This window comes from Corynebacterium sp. NML130628, assembly GCF_001875665.1.
Lineage (GTDB): Bacteria > Actinomycetota > Actinomycetes > Mycobacteriales > Mycobacteriaceae > Corynebacterium.
The window spans coordinates 1-17,322 of the sequence record NZ_MLAL01000028.1 but is presented as its reverse complement, the minus strand read 5'-3'; the positions used below and the strand labels follow the sequence as shown (position 1 = coordinate 17,322).

The window sequence follows — 17,322 nt, the reverse complement described above, 5'->3', positions numbered from 1 at the left end:
AAAGATAAGCGAGTAGAGTTTTAAAGATTACCGTTAAAACCGTAGCCGATGTAGCCAATTCAAGGATGGTATAAGGGTGGGCATGCCAAGATTCCTTCTTCACGGACTGTGGCTGCCAGATTCTGGCTTGCAGGTCTGGGTCGAGCAGGTGGCGGGCCACAAGATCATTACTCTTGATGACGTGCCGAAGGGGACCTTCCCTGAACCGGTCCATACGCTGCTAGATGGGGTGAAGTTTCGACACCGCGGCAAGGTTTTGTTGCGCACGCCCAAAGGCAAACTTTTGCGTCTCCGGGTGCCGACGGCGGCTTTCGCGCCTGATGAGGCCGTGCAGTTTCTCCGGGCAATGGCCTTTCTCATGAGTCCCGAGGCCGAGGCACCGGAGGGCCTCACCGCGCAGCAGCAGGCGTCGATAGCGGCGGACCTTCTATGGCTGATTCAGATGTTCCTTGGCCTGGAGAGATTCGTTCGGGCGGGGAGAGTTTCCATTCACGTGCCCTCCCAGGACTTTCAGTGGTACGCGCAGTGGCAGTTGGGCACCGGTGTTGAGGAGCGCGGCTGGCTCGCGGACATGATCGCGGCCGCGCCTGGCGTGCTGACGGAAAATAACAGGAGGCTTGACGAGGACTGCTCGCGCACGTTCGTGCACTGGATTGCTTCTGCCCGGTTACGCAGCTCCTCGATGCTGCGGGGCGAGCGTCCTTTCCCGTGGCACGACTTTGTGCAGTCGTTGCTCAATGGGACGCCGTTGCGGCGAGGCTCGAGTGCGTTCGCACGCCAGATGAGCCAATGGAACGGGTCGATTACAGCTACGAACTTCCAGCTCGTGTTTATCGTGGAACAGCCCGCAGACCCAGATGAGGAGGTCGACGAGGCACTCACACAGTGGCCGATTCGGGTGAACGTGCGCTCCGGGGACGACTCGCCCCGACCTATCCGGCTGTCGGAGTACGACGCTTATACGGTGCAGCAGTTGCACTCCGTGCTTCGTGACGCGATCAAGGTCTCAGACCTGATTGATCCATCAACGCACCGGCGTGCGGCGACGACGCCGGGCTCCGCGCTCGACGGGGACTGGGACGTGTACCTGTCCGCGGAAGAAATTGTGCAGTTCGTGGAGACTGAAGTGAGCAAGCTACGACTGGCGAACTACGCGGTGATGCTGCCACGTGCGTGGACCACAGCGGAGACAACGTCGAAGCTGCACCTTTCGGAGGCGAAGAACCCGTACGACGCAACTGCGGTGACCCGGCTGGGATTCGGCCAGCTGATCAATTACGACTGGCGCGTGAGCATTGGTGGTACTGAGCTGACCGACGATGAGATGCAACGACTCGTCGAGTCCAAGTCCGGTCTTATCAAACTGCGCGGTGAGTGGGTGCTTGCCGATACGCGCCACCTTGAGCGTACGAAGCGCTACATGGAAAAACTCCACGGGAGCGCAGTCGCGCGGGCAAAGCGCGAAGCTGAAGAGGCTCGGATGACGGCACAGCTCGCAGCAGATGCCGGAGCGGACGACGCCGAGGCCCTGGCAGCTCGCGCAGATCAGCTTGAGGAGGAGTACCAAAAGCTCGAAGCATCAGAAGACCACGGCGCAGTCACCGCCGCGGAACTTCGCCAACTCGCGCTGGAAGGCGAGCCGGAATCGCCGCTCGAATTCACCGGTTCCCGGTGGTTTACGTCCCTGGTTGGTGGGATGGACCGACCTGCGCCGGAGCGCGTCGACATCCCAACGACCGTGCACGCCGAGCTACGCGAGTACCAACGCCGTGGCGTGGACTGGCTGTATTACATGTCGCGCAACCACCTGGGGGCAGTGCTCGCCGATGATATGGGACTCGGCAAGACGCTCCAGCTGCTCACGCTGCTTGCCGTCGAAGAGAAACGCGGTCAGCGCACTGGCCCAACGCTTGTCGTGGCACCGACCTCGGTGGTGGGCAACTGGGCCCGTGAGGCGGCGAAGTTCGTCCCGCACCTCTCCGTATATGTTCACCACGGCAGCGCCCGATACAAGGCCGAGGAACTCCGGGATGCCATCAAGAAACATGACATCACCATCACTTCCTACGGGATTGCGTCGCGCGACGTCATCGATTTGTCCCTGATCGATTGGGATCATGTGGTGCTCGATGAAGCGCAGGCGATTAAGAATGCGGGGACGAGGGCGTCGAAAAGCGTGCGAGCACTGCCAGCTCGCCACCGTATCGCGCTGACAGGCACCCCGATCGAAAACAAGCTCTCCGAGCTACGAAGCCTCCTCGACTTCGTGAATCCAGGCATCCTTGGCTCGCAATCCTTCTTCCGCAACCACTTCGCTCGAGCAATTGAGTCGCGCCGGGACGAGGGCCTTGCCGATGAGATGGGAGAGCGGCTGCAGCGCCTTACTGCACCGTTCATCCTGCGCAGGTTGAAGACGGATACCGCGATTATCGATGATCTGCCGGAGAAGGCTGAACATGTACTGACAGTCGACATGACCGCTGAGCAAGCGGCGCTCTACACAGCACTCGTCGACCGCATGCAACGCGAACTGCAGGAACGCAAGGGGATGGCGCGTAAAGGCCTGGTGCTGGCGACAATTACCCGCATCAAACAGATCTGCAACCACCCGGCACACTTCTTGGGCGATGGCTCACCAGTGCTTGCCGACGGCCACCATAGGTCTGGCAAAATCGCGCGCCTCGTGGAACTGCTTGACGAGGCAGTGCGCAGTGATCAACGAGTACTCATCTTCACGCAGTACAAGGCCTTTGGCGACATTCTGCGGCCATACCTGAGCGACTACCTCGGTGAGATCATCCCGTTCCTCCACGGTGGGGTAGGAAAGAGCGCGCGCGACGCAATGGTTGCGCATTTCCAGGAGCCGAACGGACCACGAGCGATGTTGCTGAGCCTTAAAGCCGGCGGCACCGGGCTGAACCTCACCGCCGCGTCGATGGTGATCCATCTCGACCGCTGGTGGAACCCTGCCGTGGAAAACCAGGCGACCGACCGCGCGTTCCGCATTGGTCAGAAGAAAGATGTCACCGTGTACAAGATGATTACGCGCGGGACCATGGAGGAGTCAATCCAGGACATCTTGGACGGCAAGATGCACCTCGCGGGCGCCGTGATCGGTGAAGGCGAAGGTTGGATCACCGAACTCGACGCGGACGATCTTGCTCAACTGATGAGCTACCGAGGCAACGGAGGCGAGCGCAACCTATGAGCACACAGCGGCCACATGAAGATAACGTCATCTATGCCAACTTTGGAGCACGGCGGCGCTCACCAGAACAGAAGCAGGCGGAACAAGCAAAAGCGACCCGCTCTCGTTATGGCGACGTGCCTGCGACATGGAATGCAGCAGGCCGCAGAATCTGGGAAGCAGTAGTACGCTACAGCGATGCTGGACGTATCAAGCGCGGTATTGCGTACGCCAACGGCGGTCACGTCGCTGAGCTTTATCCGCGGCTGAGTGGGATCGACGCGGTTGTAACGGGTTCACAAATCGAGCCGTTCCACACTGTGATCGAGCTGCCACGACGCACTGCTGCTGACATAGGCGGGCTGCTTGCCGAGATTGCCCATGATTCAGCCGCGCTGATGAAGGCACGCAACGGTGTGTACACCGATGAGGCGCTAGACACGCTGATCGCCAACGGGCCCGAAGAGTTTCGGCTGTACTGTAGCTGCCCTGACCCCGTCGTGGCCTGCAAACACATAGTGGCCGTGGGGTATCAGGCCGCACAGCGCATGAGTGAGCACCACGAGTTCATTCTGCAGCTCCGGGACAGCTCGATTGCGCGCTTGACCGGCATGGCACCACCGACCGTGCAGCACGAGGCGGCGCAGCCAGATGCGCCAGGCGAGGTTACTTCACCGGGGCCACGTCCAGAGCCTGATTTTTGGGAGGGCGGCACGCTACCAGATTTACCCACGCCTCAAGTTGCCCCGATGATTGAAGATTCCGACATTACGATGCTGCATAAAGCCATGCAGACGATCTCGTTTACGAATATTGATCAGCTTCGCGCGGTCTCTGATATCGAAGATTTGTTCTATGCCTTGACTGAAACTGAGGACTAATGTCCGGGACGTTTGGTAGAAGTGAGTGTGTGAACACTTTTCGATTTATCCACTCTTCTGACCTGCAGCTTGGCATGACTCGGAAGTTTCTGCGCGCCGAGGCCCAATCGAGGTTTGACGACACCCGCTTGCGCGCAGTCGAACGTCTTGGGCAGGCCGCCACGGAGCACGACGCCTCCTGCATCGTGATCGCCGGCGACGTCTTTGAACACAACGCGCTGGAACAGTCGACGTTGGGCAGGGCGCTCGAGGCGCTGAAGTGTCTCCCTGTGCCCGTATTTCTACTCCCGGGTAACCACGACCCGTTGGTGGCTGACTCGATCTTCAACGCGACTGAGGACTTGGAGAACGTTCAGGTGCTGGACTCCTTCGACCCCGTGGAGGTGGCGCCCGGTGTCGAGCTCGTCGGCGCACCGCTGAAAGCTCGGTATGCCTCCGAGGATCTCTGTGCCCGTGCCGTACGTGACTTAGAGCCAACGGATACGATTCGCGTCCTCGTCGGGCACGGCCAAGTCGACGGCTACGGAAAAGAGCAGTCCGAAGCGCTCATCGATCTGGATTTGCTGGAGGAAAAGCTGGACTCTGGGGTGATCGATTACGTCGCTTTAGGGGATACGCACTCCACGCAGTCACTCGGCACGAGCGGGCGCGTGTGGTTCTCGGGCAGCCCAGAAACCACTGATTTCCACGACTTCGCGGTAGGTGGCCCAGCCGGTGGTGGCGAGGTTGACTCCGGCAACGCACTCGTCGTTGAGATTACAAAGTCTTCCGCGGAAGACTGCACTGTGAACGTCGAGTCAGTTGAAACAGGAGCGTGGACGTTTGAGGCACTGGACTGGGAGGTCAGTGACGAAGGGGACGTCGAAAAGATTGTGGATCAGCTTGAACGCTACGAGCATAAGGACCGCACCGTGGTGAAGTACTCGGTGCGTGGCACGCTCGGCCTTGCGGCGATGGCGACCTTTGAGCAGGCAATCGGGCGGCTTGAGCCGGTGTTCGCCGCGTTGTACGAGCGTGAACGCCTCATGAGTCTGCATTTAGCGCCCAGCGATGAAGAGCTCGAAAACCTTCCGCTGAGCGGTTACGCGGCCGAGGCGATGCGGGACCTGATTTCCCAGGCAACCGCGCAAGATGATGCCACAGGCTCCGCGACAGCGCGTGACGCAGTGAACCTTCTGTTCCGATTTTCCAAGGAAGTGAACTAAATGCGCATCCATTCGATCACCATTGAAAACTTCCGTGGTATTCAGCGACTAGAGCTCCGAAACCTGCCAGATACAGGTGTGATCGTCATCCATGGCAACAACGAGGCAGGCAAATCTACCATCCTCGACGCGTTGACGACAGTGCTGAACGAGCGCCACACTGCCGGAGGTAAGAAGATAGGCGTGCTCACCCCGATCGGGAGGGACGTTTCGCCGGCGGTGAGACTTGAAGCGACGGTCGGCGATTACAACTTCACCATTGCGAAACAGTGGGGTAAAGGGAAGTACTCGGAGCTCAACATCACCAGCCCGCAGTTGCGCCAGTACACCGGGCGTGAAGCTGACGACGAGCTTGCACGGATCCTCGCGGAAAACCTTGACCGGGAGCTCGCCTCGACACTCTTCCTGCGTCAGGGGCAGTTCGCGGCGGGAATCAGCGCAGCTGGTATCCCAAGCGTTGTTCGGACCCTTGACGGGGATGCCGGACTCACTGCAGAGGAAGCTGCTTACGATGACACCGCGCTCATGCAGCGCGTCAGCGACGAATACGCAGCGTTCTTTACACCCACGGGCCGCCCACGTGGCGAATACGACAAGCTTCAGAAAGCGGTCGAAGGCGCACGCCAGCAGCATGAAGAACTGGTGAATCAGAAACGAAAGTTTGATGATGAAGTCGTAGAAGTAGAGCGACTACAGCAACAGATGCAGCAGATTCAGGATGAGCTGCCTCAAGCGCAGCGGGACCTCCAAGCCCGACAAGTCGACGCAAAACATGCCGAAGAGGTCGTCGCTCAGCGTCAGGCTGCGCAAGAAGCCGTGAAATACGCGGAACTTACAGCACAACGCGCTGCACAAGACGTAGAGAATAGGAAAAAACTTGAGCAGCGCCTTGCACAGCTACGTGAGCAACACGCCGCGCTTGAGAAGGAGAGAGCTCTCGCACAGCAAGCCAACGATGAGGAAGCAGCAACCATCGCCTCACTCACCGATGCACTCAAGCGGCACCAAATCGAGCTGGCAAAAGCGCGTGAGACCGCACGTCGTACCCGTGCCGTGCGAGAGTATGCACTGTGCCAGCAAGAGCTTTCAGAATTGCAAGCAGTGCTTGACCAGATCGAGGCCGCACAGACTGAATACCAAAAGCTCGTCTCCGAATCCCCCGTCCGACCTATCACCGACGCGGACGTGACTCGCGCTGAGGAAGCTGCAAGCGAGGTGAAAATCCAACGCACCATCCGCGCCGCAGCGACCGCAAAGCTGACCGTGCATGCCGAAGACGCCACGTTCGTCCACGATGACGCCCCCACGCACGTTGATGGGGAGCGCACCATCGAGCTTTTCGACGCCACCACCCTCCAATTCGGCGAATTCCATCTCACGTACAGCGCGGGTGCCAACAGTGTGGGTGAACACGGTGCGGTGGAGGCAGCAGAGCGTGCACTTGAAGAGGTGCTCGCGGAGCTCGGTTGTGAAGACGTTGCAGAAGTGCGTGCGAAGCGCGACGAGCACCGAGCTTTTGCCCAAGGCGTGGAGGACGCGAAGCGGCGTCGAGAAGATATTCTCGCAGGCAGGGAACTCTCTGCGCTCCAGGAGCGCCACGTGCGACTAGAGAAATTGCGCGCGGAACACGCTAAGACGCTGGGTGAAGACCCCACCGTGTTGGAACGGGACGCGGCAGAGCGTGAGTTCGAAGCGGCCGAAGCAGCCTTACAGACGGCACAACATGACGCAGAGGTAGCTGCCGCCACGTTGGAGCCTCACCAAGACCGCAAAGCGCAACAAGCGCTGCTGGTACTGGAGACGAAGCTCTCGGCGCACGACGAAGCTGTGCATAACGCAGATGAAGAGCTGCGCGCCGAGCAGGAACACATCACATCCGAAGAGCTGGATCAGGCTCAGAAAACCGCTGCAGAAGGCCTGAGCGCCGCGCGCACCAAGCTGGATGAAGTGACGGCGGCGGCACAGGACGCGAATGTTGATATGGCACAGGCACTACTCGAGAGTGCTCAATCCCGTTTAGTGAACCTGCAGGCACGCTACACAGCGGCCGACAAGCGCATCGCAGAGCTGAAAAGCTATTTTGAGATGGCCTCCGGCATCGCAGAAAAGGTCGACCGCGCTGAAGCCACCCTCGATGCTGCCGAATCTGAATACCACCGCACGAAGCGTCGCGCCGATGCAACCAGACTCTTATACGACACACTGCAGCGCTACCGGGAAGAAGCGAATGCGCGCTATGCTGCTCCGTTCGCTGCGGCGCTCGAAGTGTATGCGGGCGCGTTGTTCGGCCGAGACGTTGAATTTGAGCTGGATGACCAGCTCCAAATCACTCGACGAAACGTCGCGGGTGTGTCACTACCGATCGAAGAACTATCCGGTGGTGCGCAAGAGCAATTGGCACTGCTGACCCGCTTCGCGATAGCAGAGCTTGTCGCCCGCGATGGCACCTCCCCGGTTCCTGTGGTCATTGACGACGCCCTCGGAGCAACAGACCCGCACCGCCTACAATTGATGAACGCACTGTTTAATAGGGTGGGCAAGCATGCTCAGGTCATTGTGCTGACCTGCTATCCCAACCGTTACGACGGTGTGTCCAGCGACAACCGCTACGAAATTGAGCAGCTGAAGACTAATTGATGGATCCTATAAACATGATTGGGGAGCACTGAGATTTCTACTACAGTGAGAGATATGTCTGACGCACCACACTGGCTGAGCGACGCCGAACAGGACCTGTGGCGGCTCATGCTTGCCACTTCGCGGAAGGTTTCCCGCGCTCTCGACGACACCCTCCAGGCAGATTCCGATCTTTCTTCGCCGGAGTTCTCGGTGCTTGTCAGTCTGTCTGAAGCCGAAGAGCACACCATGCGGTTGCGTGACCTGTGCTGGGTTCTGGAGTGGGACCGTTCCCGCACTTCGCACCAGGTCACCCGCATGGAGAGACGCGGGTTGGTGGTAAAGCAGAAATGCCCTGGTGATGCCCGGGGCGTTCTCGTCACCTTGACTGACGACGGCCTGCATCGTTTGCGGGCGGCAGCCCCAGGTCACGTTGAAAGCGTTCGACGCCTCGTCTTTGATCACCTTGACCCCGACGATATTCCGACGCTGACCAAGTTCTTCCAAGGGATCCTTGGCGCTCAAACCAACTCCCAACTCCATAGATAACCAGAAGGAGAGCGAGCCACTATGTCCTTTTCAACGAACCAACCCCAGTACCAGCCAAATCCTGGGCCAAAGCGACTGCAGCGCTCCATGGTGGACAAATACATCGCCGGGGTCTGTGGTGGCATCGCGGAGTATGCTGGCCTCGATCCTGCACTTGTTCGCATCGGCGTCGTGCTCATCGGGCTCGTTACGGCGTTTGTGCCTTTGTTCATTCTGTATGTCGTGGCTTGGATCGTGATTTCACCAGAGTTTTAACGCGTCAGCGCTCTCTGACATTGCTGGAGTGCTACACTCGACTCGTTCTGTACCGAGCTGTCTATTTTGTGTAGGGGAGATGTTCGCGATGTCGGAAACCAAGGATGAGATGCGTAATCGCCGACCGGCCTCGGCCCGCCCGCTGGCGTTTGTAAAAGTCGACGCCGATGAGATTGATTCGAGTGATGATTTCCAGTGGATTGTAGATCTGGTCAAAAGGAGCGCAGTGAAGGAAAACGGGCAATAGCCACTGCTTTGTGCTAAGCCAAAACCCCGCCACCAGACAAAAACGCTAGGTGGCGGGGGTGAAGGCGGTTTCCGGAAATTAGATGACCAGGTAAATCATGCCTGGGGATTGAAAGCCAGTCTGTGGTGTAATCCCCGCCAGTCCACATCACGCTCCGCCGATGATCGAGGAGCCCTGTGGAGACTGTGTAAGCGCCTATTACGGTTTAGTCACTTACAGAAGAGAAGTCCGGAAACCACGGAGCCGGTAATAAAGATGGGGAGGTAGAAAGCGACTATCGACCACGAACGCCACACGCTCGGCCCGGGAAAAAGACGATCAAACCAGTGTGGCGTTGAAGCTGACCACGAACCACGCTCTTCTTGAGAAACGCAGTCTGGAAGTTCGTCGGGCTGTAAGCAGAATGAGCTGAAAGTTTCATCACCTTTAGCTACCACCCGGTACATGGCCCGATAGGCCTTTTCCTGACGCAGATAATTTGCGTCGATATACGCAGCGAGGATCGTGGCCCCAACACCAAGCATTGCCACCCATGGGTTATTCTGCGCAATAGCATATCCAAAAGCCGCAGTGGCAACAGGCAAGAACCACGCTTTTGTATTCGACGAAGCTGTCGACATTCGTGTGATGATTGCCTGAATAAAATCGAGGTGTTTGCGTCTATCCTCCCTGTCCTCTGAAGTGGATTCCGTCATGGCAACACCATCTTTCGTGCGTTGCGTCGGAGTAAGTCTTGTGCCTCGTCTTTCTGAACTTCTGAGAACGACGTCTCGTCGGGCCATATCTGCCCCATCGAATCACCCCTGTATCGAGGAACCAGATGAACGTGAAGATGAAACACAGTTTGGGTAGCAGCTCGTCCGTTCGACTGAATGACATTCAAGCCGTCCGGGTGGAGGGAATCATTTATTAAATCAGCCATCTTTTTGGTTGCAGTTGCCAATTGAATCCCTGTTCGGCAATCTAGCTCCCAAATGTCAGGAACATGCTGTTTGGGCACTACTAGTAAGTGCCCGAGTACGGCGGGTTCGGTCGGAAAGAACGCTACAACGTCCTCATCTCTGTATATCTCGCGAACGTAAGGATCATCGAGCGCTACAATTTCACAGAACGGGCACTCATTTTCTGCTCTTGGCATAGATTTCCACCCACGTCTCCAGATTGTTAGCGATGTTGTTGTATACCGTTTGGCTATCCGATCCCTCTGGGTCGATTAGATGAACTCGCTGATCCAGGTAAGTCCCATCTTTGAGGCGAATACTGGAGAACGGGTTCACCCCAGCAGGGCTGGTCTCGCCTTTGTTGTTTGTAAGTCCGTGGATACGGACACCAAGTAATGGGCGGCCGTCGTCCCAGGCCTTTCGAATTTCATAGTCAACCCACCGACTATCAGCGGTCGTTTCACCCACCAGAACTATGACAGCCTTGGTGTACTTCATCTGATCGTGAATCCATTCTTCAATAGCCGCATCTGACTGGAGTCGCACCTGTTCCCAATCTTGTGCAGTGAAAGCCGCACCGCCTGTGACTGCGCCCATCTGGATTACCTTTTGAACTCTCCAGTTATCAGGTTTGTACTGGAAGCTGTAGAAAACTGACTTAGCCATGAAAACTCTCCTTGTATGTGATCTTAGGGTGTGGGATTCGACTTTCGCTTCAAGTCTTCCCAAGACTCGGAAGATTTGATGTCCGACTCGTAGGCGATAACGTAGCCCCATTTCTGGTTCTCGAAACCGTCTTCGCCGAGTAGTTCTCGGACTAGCACCCGGGCCGCGGCTCGTTTCGCTTGTACCGTTTCGTCATCCCGGCCCTTGTCGGATTTGCCCTCGATAATCCACATGGTGCCGTCGGAGTCCTGGGCGACGAAGTCTGGGTAATAGGTGTCGCGAGTGGTGTACATAATCGATGCTCGGTCTGACACGTACAGCCGCTTCCACCAGACGATGTCCGAGGTGTAGTTCAGCAGCAGCGCCAAGAGGTACTCGCCGCCCCACGAGTCGAAGCTCGCAGCGGGGAACAGCCCGCGATTCCAGCCGTCATAAAACTCGCGTGGCTTAAACTTCGACTGTTGGTCCTTGGACAGTTGGTGGAGCACCTCTTTGCCAAACGGCAGGGTTACTACCTGGTCAATAGGCAGTTCAACCGGAACAATGGTGGTCTCAGTTTGAAGGTTGCTCGCGTGCTGCTTCGCCTTCTCGTTGACAAGAGCGACGAGTTCGTCAACTGCGGACTGCATGGCCTTCTCAGTCCAGTGGTCGATGCTCGCATTGTCCATGAAGGTTGGCAGGACGTACTTCGATAGCGCAACGGCGTTCTTTTTGTCTTGAGTTACTACACCGAGACCGAAGACCCGGCGGGTGAGTTCTTTAACAACGATGTCTTCCGCTACGGGTGCCGATTCGACTTCCGCGTCGGGGGTGCGTTTCGTGTCGAGTCTCGACTTCCGGACCACGATTTCTTCGCGGGTGAGTGCCTCCTTGGAGTCCGAAACACGCCGCGCCACCCTGATGATGTCCTCGTCGTCGATGTGAGTGAGGTAGAAGGGCGTTGTCGCCTTTGCCATGACGGTGGAGGGGAATAGGAACGTCTTGCCTGCGAACTCTGCGTTGACACGGATTTCAGTTGTCGGGATGTACGCGGCGTGCTCCATGGACTCGTCGTCTGAGAATCTGCGGAAGGAGACTCCACCACCGTGCCCACCAGTGACCTGTGTTGTTTCGCCCGCAGGTACGGTGCCAGCAGCCTGTGCTCCTGTGTTCTGTCCTTCCTGGGGCAGCTCAAGCCATGCGGTGGAGCCTGCTGCAGAAGCGGCCTGACTACCGGCAGTGTTTTCACCAGGCACACCGGATGGTTGAAGTTGCTTGCCATCTCGGCGAAAACTGTCCTCGACATCGATACCTGAGATTGCACCCTGGGCAGCGTCGCCGAGGCCGAATGAGCGGAGCACGTCCTCGTCCTTGAGGAGGGACTTGAACGACTTGTGGCTCAAAATGTCGAGCTGGTCGAGTTCGGCAATACCGGTGCGTGCTCCAAACGGCAGCCGCAGGCCACGACCCATGGTCTGCTGGGTGAGAATGCCCGACGACATGGCGCGAAGCGCGCACATGACTGCAACTCGCTTTGTGTCCCACCCTTCTTTGAGACGGTCAACTGAGACGATAGCCCTCACCGTCGAGGACGGGCTGTCAAGGGTGTCGAGGCGGCGCAGCGTCACCGCATCGTCGTGCTCGTTGTCGAATTGGAGCACTGCCTCCGGGTCGTCGAAATACCCAGGGCCTCGGAGCAAGGCGGTGACTTCGCTCGCGTGGGCGACGTTTTCGCAAATGACGAACAGCAACGGCTTAGTCCGCATTGCCTCCCCACTTTCGCCGGGGAAGTTTGCCTTGCCGTAGGCCTCGTACGCTGCCTCCTTATTACGAAGCAGCGACACAGCGTCGAGCAGTTGCCGTTCCTCGACTGAGTCCTTTGGGTAACCATTTTCGCGGTACACGAGCATGGGCGACTTCACGTAGCCGTCTTCAATAGCCTTGTAGAGCGGGTAGTGGAAAATCACGTGGTCTGTATCGGCAGCTGAAGCAGTCAGACCAATGGTCGCGGCAGGACGCAGGTCTTTTAGCGCCTGATTAAAGGCCCTAGCCGAGGTGCCGAATAGGTGGGACTCATCGGCAATCACTACGAGGTCTTCGAGCCCGACAAGGTAGTCGTAGAGCGAGCCCGATTCTTCCTGGTGGTCGCGAATCTTGCGGCGCATGCCGTCTTTAGTGTCTGCGCCAGCGTCTGCTTTCTTTGGCGCAATGAGCTGAGAAACGTTGAACACGAACACCATGGACCCGTCGGAGGAGTCGCGGAAGAGCTCGTGCTGGCCAGCCCGCCACGCACCATAGTTGCCAGGCGAAACCACCTGGGGAGCAGTAGAGAAGCCGTCCATGTAGCGACGCGAGCCTTGGGTGAAGTTCTGTACCGTCTTCTCCTGCAAGACGGTAGATGGCGGGACTACGACCATGACGTTTTTCATCCCGAAGCGTGACAAGTACTCGATAAGCGCCGCCATGAGGTAGGTCTTGCCAGCACCGGTGGCCATGTGCATGACCATGGGTTCTTGCGGGTCGAAGTCTCCGGTGAGGTGGTAGACAAGTTCGCGCAGCGCGCGTTTATTGGGGGCTCGTAGCTGGAACTCGGTCGCGATGGTCTTGATGAGTCCTTGGTCAAGTGCGATTGGAAGTGCCATGTCTACTTGCCCTCCTGCTTAGCCGAGTAGTTGAAAATGTCGTTCGGAATGTGGACAACCTGGCACGGCTTGTCCGTTGTCCTCGCGAACTGCTTGATGCCCGGTTCGAGCTCCGTTGCGGCCAGCGTGACGCCTTCGCCCTCATTGAGGTGGGCGAGGAGTTCTTCGGCCTTGTCTTTATCGAGGCGGCCTTCGACCACTTTGAGGAACATCGATCCACGCTTGCCGTCGAAATGGCGGTTGTCCGGTGTGAGCGAGAAGTTGAGGTTCGCAGCAACAGAATTGACGAGTGTCGCACCGGTCGCCGCTTCGGTTAGCGTCACGAGGTTCAACTCGGGGACGAAGTCGAAGCACTGCGGAGCCAAGTGGGCGACAGTGAAACCGCCACCGCCGCGCCAGTTGCGGACCGTGCTTGGGCGGGTGGCGATTAGCTTGAGCGCTGTAGCGACTGCCGCGCCTTGCTCCTTCGTTAGGTCTTGTTCTGAACGAACAGCGCGCAGGAGCTTAGCCGCGTCTTCCATGTCCGAAGTGTCGAACTTCGCTGGAACCTCGACCCCTGGCTTGGCTTCGCGCTCGCTCGTGAAAGTCACGCCGCCTGAGTCATTGTCTTCAACCACTTTCTCAAGGCGCGGCCGCGTAAAGCGGTTAAAGGTGTCATCCACTAGCTCACAGGTGACCCAGCGCCGGCCCATCTTCTGGGCGACCGCAGCGGTCGTTCCCGAACCAGCGAAGACATCGAGAACGATGTCACCGGGGTTCGTAGCAATGTGGATGACCCGTTCGAGGAGACGTTCGGGTTTGGGGGTGGTGAATTCCTCCTCGTCAGGAAAGAGAGACTGAATCTCAGATTTAGCGCGACGATTTGTGTCTGCAAAATCCTTCGTCCAGACACTGTCGGGGACTCTAAAGTCCGCAACTTCACTTCGAAAACGCTTAACTTTAGGAAGCGAATAGTTCCCGGTAGATCCCCACCAGAGACGGTTTTCCTCAACGTGCCTTTGGTGTGTCTCCAGAGAGAATCTCCACATTTGCCCTTTCGGAGGATAGATTTCAGCACCGGTCTTTGGGTGGAGGATTGGATAAGATGAGCCCTTCTTCATCTTGTAGTTGTCTTCTCGCCATGGGCCGCGAGGGTCGTTATCTGGGTTAACGTAGGCGGCTTCGCTGGCTTCGGTTCTTTCAATTCCATTCCAAATCGTGGAATTTTGTTTGGTGTAGACCAGGATGGAGTCGTGGTCTTGAGAAATTCCTGAGTTATCGTTTTTTGAGCTCGTCGTTTTATGCCAAGCGATGTCAGCCACAAAATTTTTGGAGCCGAAAATCTCATCCAGCACCGAACGTAAGCGGTGGTTCTCCACGAAATCCAGATGGACCCAGATTGACCCGTCTTCGCTAAGCAATTTGCGAAGGTGAACGAGGCGGTCGCGCATCATGGTCAGCCAGACGGAGTGTTCGAGGTTGTCCTCATAATTTTCGAAGGTCTGTGCCGTATTGAACGGTGGGTCAATGTAGATGCACTTCACCTTGCCCAGGTACTTCTCGCGCAGTTCGGGAACGCGGGTGAGCGCTTCAAGTACGTCGCCTGATTCGCCAAGTACGAGCAGATTGTCCTCGGTGAGTTCAAAGTCAGCCAGCTCTGAGTACTGGGTTCCTTCCTCCTTCGGCGACTGCACACCGGTAACCACCTCATCGACCACGAGCGTGCGCGTCTCGCAGTATCTCGGGTCTTTCGGGTCAACCCACTCGTATGCGTAGCGTCCCTCTTCACTAGGAATGAGCGCCTTATTCTTGTTGAACCAGGTCAACTCCAATAGCTGTTTCGAACCGGCCACCGTTTTGCTACCTCGTTTCGTCTGTCGGGGCTGTCAAATATTTCGCACTTTATGGTAGCCGCGGTAACGACCTACTCCGAAGAAAATGGCTCCGAAGTCGAACGCCTATTTGTGTCAATTGTTAGGCGCTCGCCCTTGCCCCGTCTGCGCCGAGTGTTGCATTACGCTCCAAGAGACGCTTTAAGCAGTTGCAATAGGTTTCTTAGTCGCGGGGCTAGTTTCCCGAAGGAAGACAATAGACCCATAAAGGAGACCACAATGCCAGCTCGAAAGAACACGGCCCACCGTCCAAGTCAGGCCCACTTGGAGTTCGTCACGACGAAGGATGGGCGCAGGGTTCGCAATATTGCCTATGCCGCCGGTGCCCCCAAGACTTCGCCTGTTTCGCGAAAGCCCCTCGCTCCGAAACCCGCATCGAATCCCGCCGACGCGGACGAAGCAGAAAATGTTATCGCCGCTGCGCTCGATCAGTTAGAAACATCCGCGTCGAAAACTGACTTTGTAGGAAGCTTGAAGCCGGGGACCGGGATTACGTCATCGGACGGTTCCGTTACGTCTGCCAGGTTCCTGAAGCCTGTTCGGGTGTACGCGGCTTCAGACAATCATTACAACGTCGAATCAGTATACGTCGTGGATGACACGAGTGATACAAAACAGGTCGCTGCTAGTCTTGCCGAGGCATTTCAATCGTTGAGAGTGAAGAAGGCAAAATCCGGGACACGGCCAACACAAGTGGGTGGGCGTAGCAAGCGACTCGTCATCACTTCAAAAGGTGACTATGCGGTTGACGCGGGAGTGTGGACGAGCCCGCTTAACGGCTCTGACATTGCTACCGCCGCGACCGTCAGCCTCCAGAACGACGATTGGGTGCGAACCTCTCATGGTGACCGCCGAGACGAAGCAGGAATTGCTCGTCTTGTGGCGGCGGAGATTGTTAAAGCCATGGAGGATGATTAGCCAATTGCATCACCACCACCGTTGCGAAGAATCTCTTCTGCGTCATCGAGGCGACGGTGGATTAAGGCGAGCAGCCCGAGGACGTCCTGGGCGTCTTGTTCGCTAACTTTCCAGACGAGGCGTGTTGTGTGCGCAGGAGGGTTTCGAAACCCTGCTATGACCCCTTCCACGAGCAGTCGCATGGATTCCTGCTCGTTTCGTTCCGTTTGAGTCTTTCCAGGGTTGAAAGGAATCGCCCGATTCTTCGCGCAGAGCACGTTCTGCGCAAGTTTGCGGCCGTCAAGTTCACTGTGGGACATTTTCCGCACTCGGTCCTCAAGTCCTTTAGCTGCTTCGAAAACTACCTCGTAGTAGTCGTCCTCTGTTTGAAGCAGCGAATCGCGACAGTGCTTCAACACCTCCTCGTGAGAACCGCGCTTGCGCAGATGCTCTCGGAGGCCGCGTGCTCTATTCCGAGCGTCCTCGTAGGAGGCCTTTTGCTTTGCGCGTCGAATGGTGCCGTCCTCGTCGAGAGCGTAGCCCTCGGTTGACAAGACCGTAGCGAGTTCTGCTCGTAGCCCTTCGGCGGCGTCCGCGTTTTTCGAGGAGAAAAGGCGCCCTGGTTCGATTGACTTCTTGACTACATACAGAAGCGGATTCCCGTCGCCCTGCGCCTTCTGCTTGCATTCAATAGCCTCAGCGATTCGCGCCCACTTTGTGTATGGCGGTCCAGAGTCAAACTGCGCGCATTTAGAGTCGATAAGAAGAGACGTAATCTGGCTGCCTGTATAGGTTTCACCCACTGCTCTCGCGACGGTTTCGACCGTTCCGGAGCTGAAGGCTGGAATCATTTTTCGCATCGCTTACAATATAAATGGTTTGAGGCCTACACCCCCGAAAATGAGGCGGAATGTTCCGCGCACGCCGCGAGGGGCAGTGGGTACCAAGTCGGCGGGGATTGCCCAAAATCGGCCCCGGAGAGGCCCGAATGGCAATTTTCTGATTCAGTGAAGATAGATTCTCGAAAACCGCCAAGAAATATTGTGTCCCCGACAATTGTGTCCCCGACAATTGTGTCCCCGACAGTGTCCGAAGCCACGACATAGTTGACACGGCGTGCCTGCGAGAACCTTCCTGATGGTTGACACCTCAGCCGCGACATGGTTGACACTTAGCTTGAGGAAACAACCTGGGGTGGTGGTTGACACCTCAGCCGCGACATAGTTGACATCGACCAGACACTGCGTGGCGCACACGCACATCGGGATCAGTCGGGACATCGTTGACAAATGAACAGCCCCAACCGCAACCTCGCAATCGTTAAAGCCGTACGAGACCAAGGCGAGCCAGCCGCAAAAGTCGCCAAGCGATTCGGAATCTCTCGCC

The 17,322-nt window shown here is 57.3% G+C and carries 14 protein-coding genes; 8 read left to right on the top strand and 6 right to left on the bottom strand.

Going from position 1 to position 17,322, the window contains the following annotated elements:
- Positions 1-82: 82 nt before the first annotated feature.
- The 7 genes from BJP07_RS07560 to BJP07_RS11235 all read left to right on the top strand — a co-directional run bounded on the left by BJP07_RS07560 (position 83) and on the right by BJP07_RS11235 (position 8,940).
- Positions 83-3,208, top strand: coding sequence for a DEAD/DEAH box helicase (locus tag BJP07_RS07560; RefSeq protein ID WP_071567026.1), 3,126 nt, complete (start codon positions 83-85; stop codon positions 3,206-3,208).
- On the top strand, positions 3,205-4,068 hold the full coding sequence (locus BJP07_RS07555) for a hypothetical protein (RefSeq protein ID WP_071566883.1): 864 nt from the start codon (positions 3,205-3,207) through the stop codon (positions 4,066-4,068). Before BJP07_RS07560 ends, BJP07_RS07555 begins: the two co-directional genes overlap by 4 nt.
- Positions 4,068-5,273 carry a metallophosphoesterase gene (locus BJP07_RS07550; protein ID WP_071566882.1) on the top strand — a complete coding sequence of 402 codons (1,206 nt, stop codon included), beginning with the start codon at positions 4,068-4,070 and terminating at the stop codon, positions 5,271-5,273. Before BJP07_RS07555 ends, BJP07_RS07550 begins: the two co-directional genes overlap by 1 nt.
- On the top strand, positions 5,274-7,910 hold the full coding sequence (locus BJP07_RS07545) for an AAA family ATPase (protein ID WP_071566881.1): 2,637 nt from the start codon (positions 5,274-5,276) through the stop codon (positions 7,908-7,910). It begins immediately after the preceding gene.
- Positions 7,911-7,964: 54 nt separating this feature from the next.
- A complete protein-coding gene (locus tag BJP07_RS07540; protein ID WP_071566880.1) occupies positions 7,965-8,438 on the top strand; it encodes a MarR family winged helix-turn-helix transcriptional regulator in 474 nt (157 codons plus the stop codon).
- Between the two features lie 21 nt (positions 8,439-8,459).
- Entirely contained in the window at positions 8,460-8,693 is a 234-nt protein-coding gene (locus BJP07_RS07535; protein WP_071566879.1) for a PspC domain-containing protein, read from the top strand.
- 88 nt (positions 8,694-8,781) lie between these two features.
- Positions 8,782-8,940, top strand: a complete 159-nt coding sequence (locus BJP07_RS11235; protein ID WP_177222543.1) for a hypothetical protein — start codon at positions 8,782-8,784, stop codon at positions 8,938-8,940.
- Between the two features lie 209 nt (positions 8,941-9,149).
- On the opposite strand, the gene BJP07_RS07530 is transcribed toward BJP07_RS11235, so the two are convergent.
- From BJP07_RS07530 to BJP07_RS07510, 5 genes are read right to left on the bottom strand one after another with little or no spacing between them, the layout of a single operon-like run.
- The gene (locus BJP07_RS07530; RefSeq protein ID WP_071566878.1) at positions 9,150-9,635 is read right to left on the bottom strand and encodes a hypothetical protein; all 486 of its coding nucleotides are present in this window, start codon (positions 9,633-9,635) and stop codon (positions 9,150-9,152) included.
- A complete protein-coding gene (locus BJP07_RS07525) occupies positions 9,632-10,078 on the bottom strand; it encodes an HIT family protein (protein WP_071566877.1) in 447 nt (148 codons plus the stop codon). The genes BJP07_RS07530 and BJP07_RS07525 overlap by 4 nt, the downstream gene beginning before the upstream one ends.
- The gene (locus BJP07_RS07520; protein ID WP_071566876.1) at positions 10,059-10,547 is read right to left on the bottom strand and encodes a TIR domain-containing protein; all 489 of its coding nucleotides are present in this window, start codon (positions 10,545-10,547) and stop codon (positions 10,059-10,061) included. The genes BJP07_RS07525 and BJP07_RS07520 overlap by 20 nt, the downstream gene beginning before the upstream one ends.
- Positions 10,548-10,570: 23 nt before the next feature.
- Positions 10,571-13,168, bottom strand: a complete 2,598-nt coding sequence (locus BJP07_RS07515) for a DEAD/DEAH box helicase (RefSeq protein WP_071566875.1) — start codon at positions 13,166-13,168, stop codon at positions 10,571-10,573.
- 2 nt (positions 13,169-13,170) lie between these two features.
- Positions 13,171-15,000 carry a site-specific DNA-methyltransferase gene (locus BJP07_RS07510; RefSeq protein ID WP_071566874.1) on the bottom strand — a complete coding sequence of 610 codons (1,830 nt, stop codon included), beginning with the start codon at positions 14,998-15,000 and terminating at the stop codon, positions 13,171-13,173.
- A 258-nt stretch (positions 15,001-15,258) separates the two neighbouring features.
- Between BJP07_RS07510 and BJP07_RS07505 the strand changes: the two genes are divergently transcribed.
- Positions 15,259-15,957 (top strand): hypothetical protein, encoded by a 699-nt coding sequence (locus BJP07_RS07505; RefSeq protein ID WP_071566873.1) that lies wholly within the window; start codon positions 15,259-15,261, stop codon positions 15,955-15,957.
- Here the strand turns inward: BJP07_RS07505 and BJP07_RS07500 are convergent.
- Positions 15,954-16,796 (bottom strand): TIGR02391 family protein, encoded by an 843-nt coding sequence (locus BJP07_RS07500; RefSeq protein WP_071566872.1) that lies wholly within the window; start codon positions 16,794-16,796, stop codon positions 15,954-15,956. The two genes, BJP07_RS07505 and BJP07_RS07500, sit on opposite strands and share 4 nt — an antisense overlap.
- Positions 16,797-17,322: the final 526 nt, after the last annotated feature.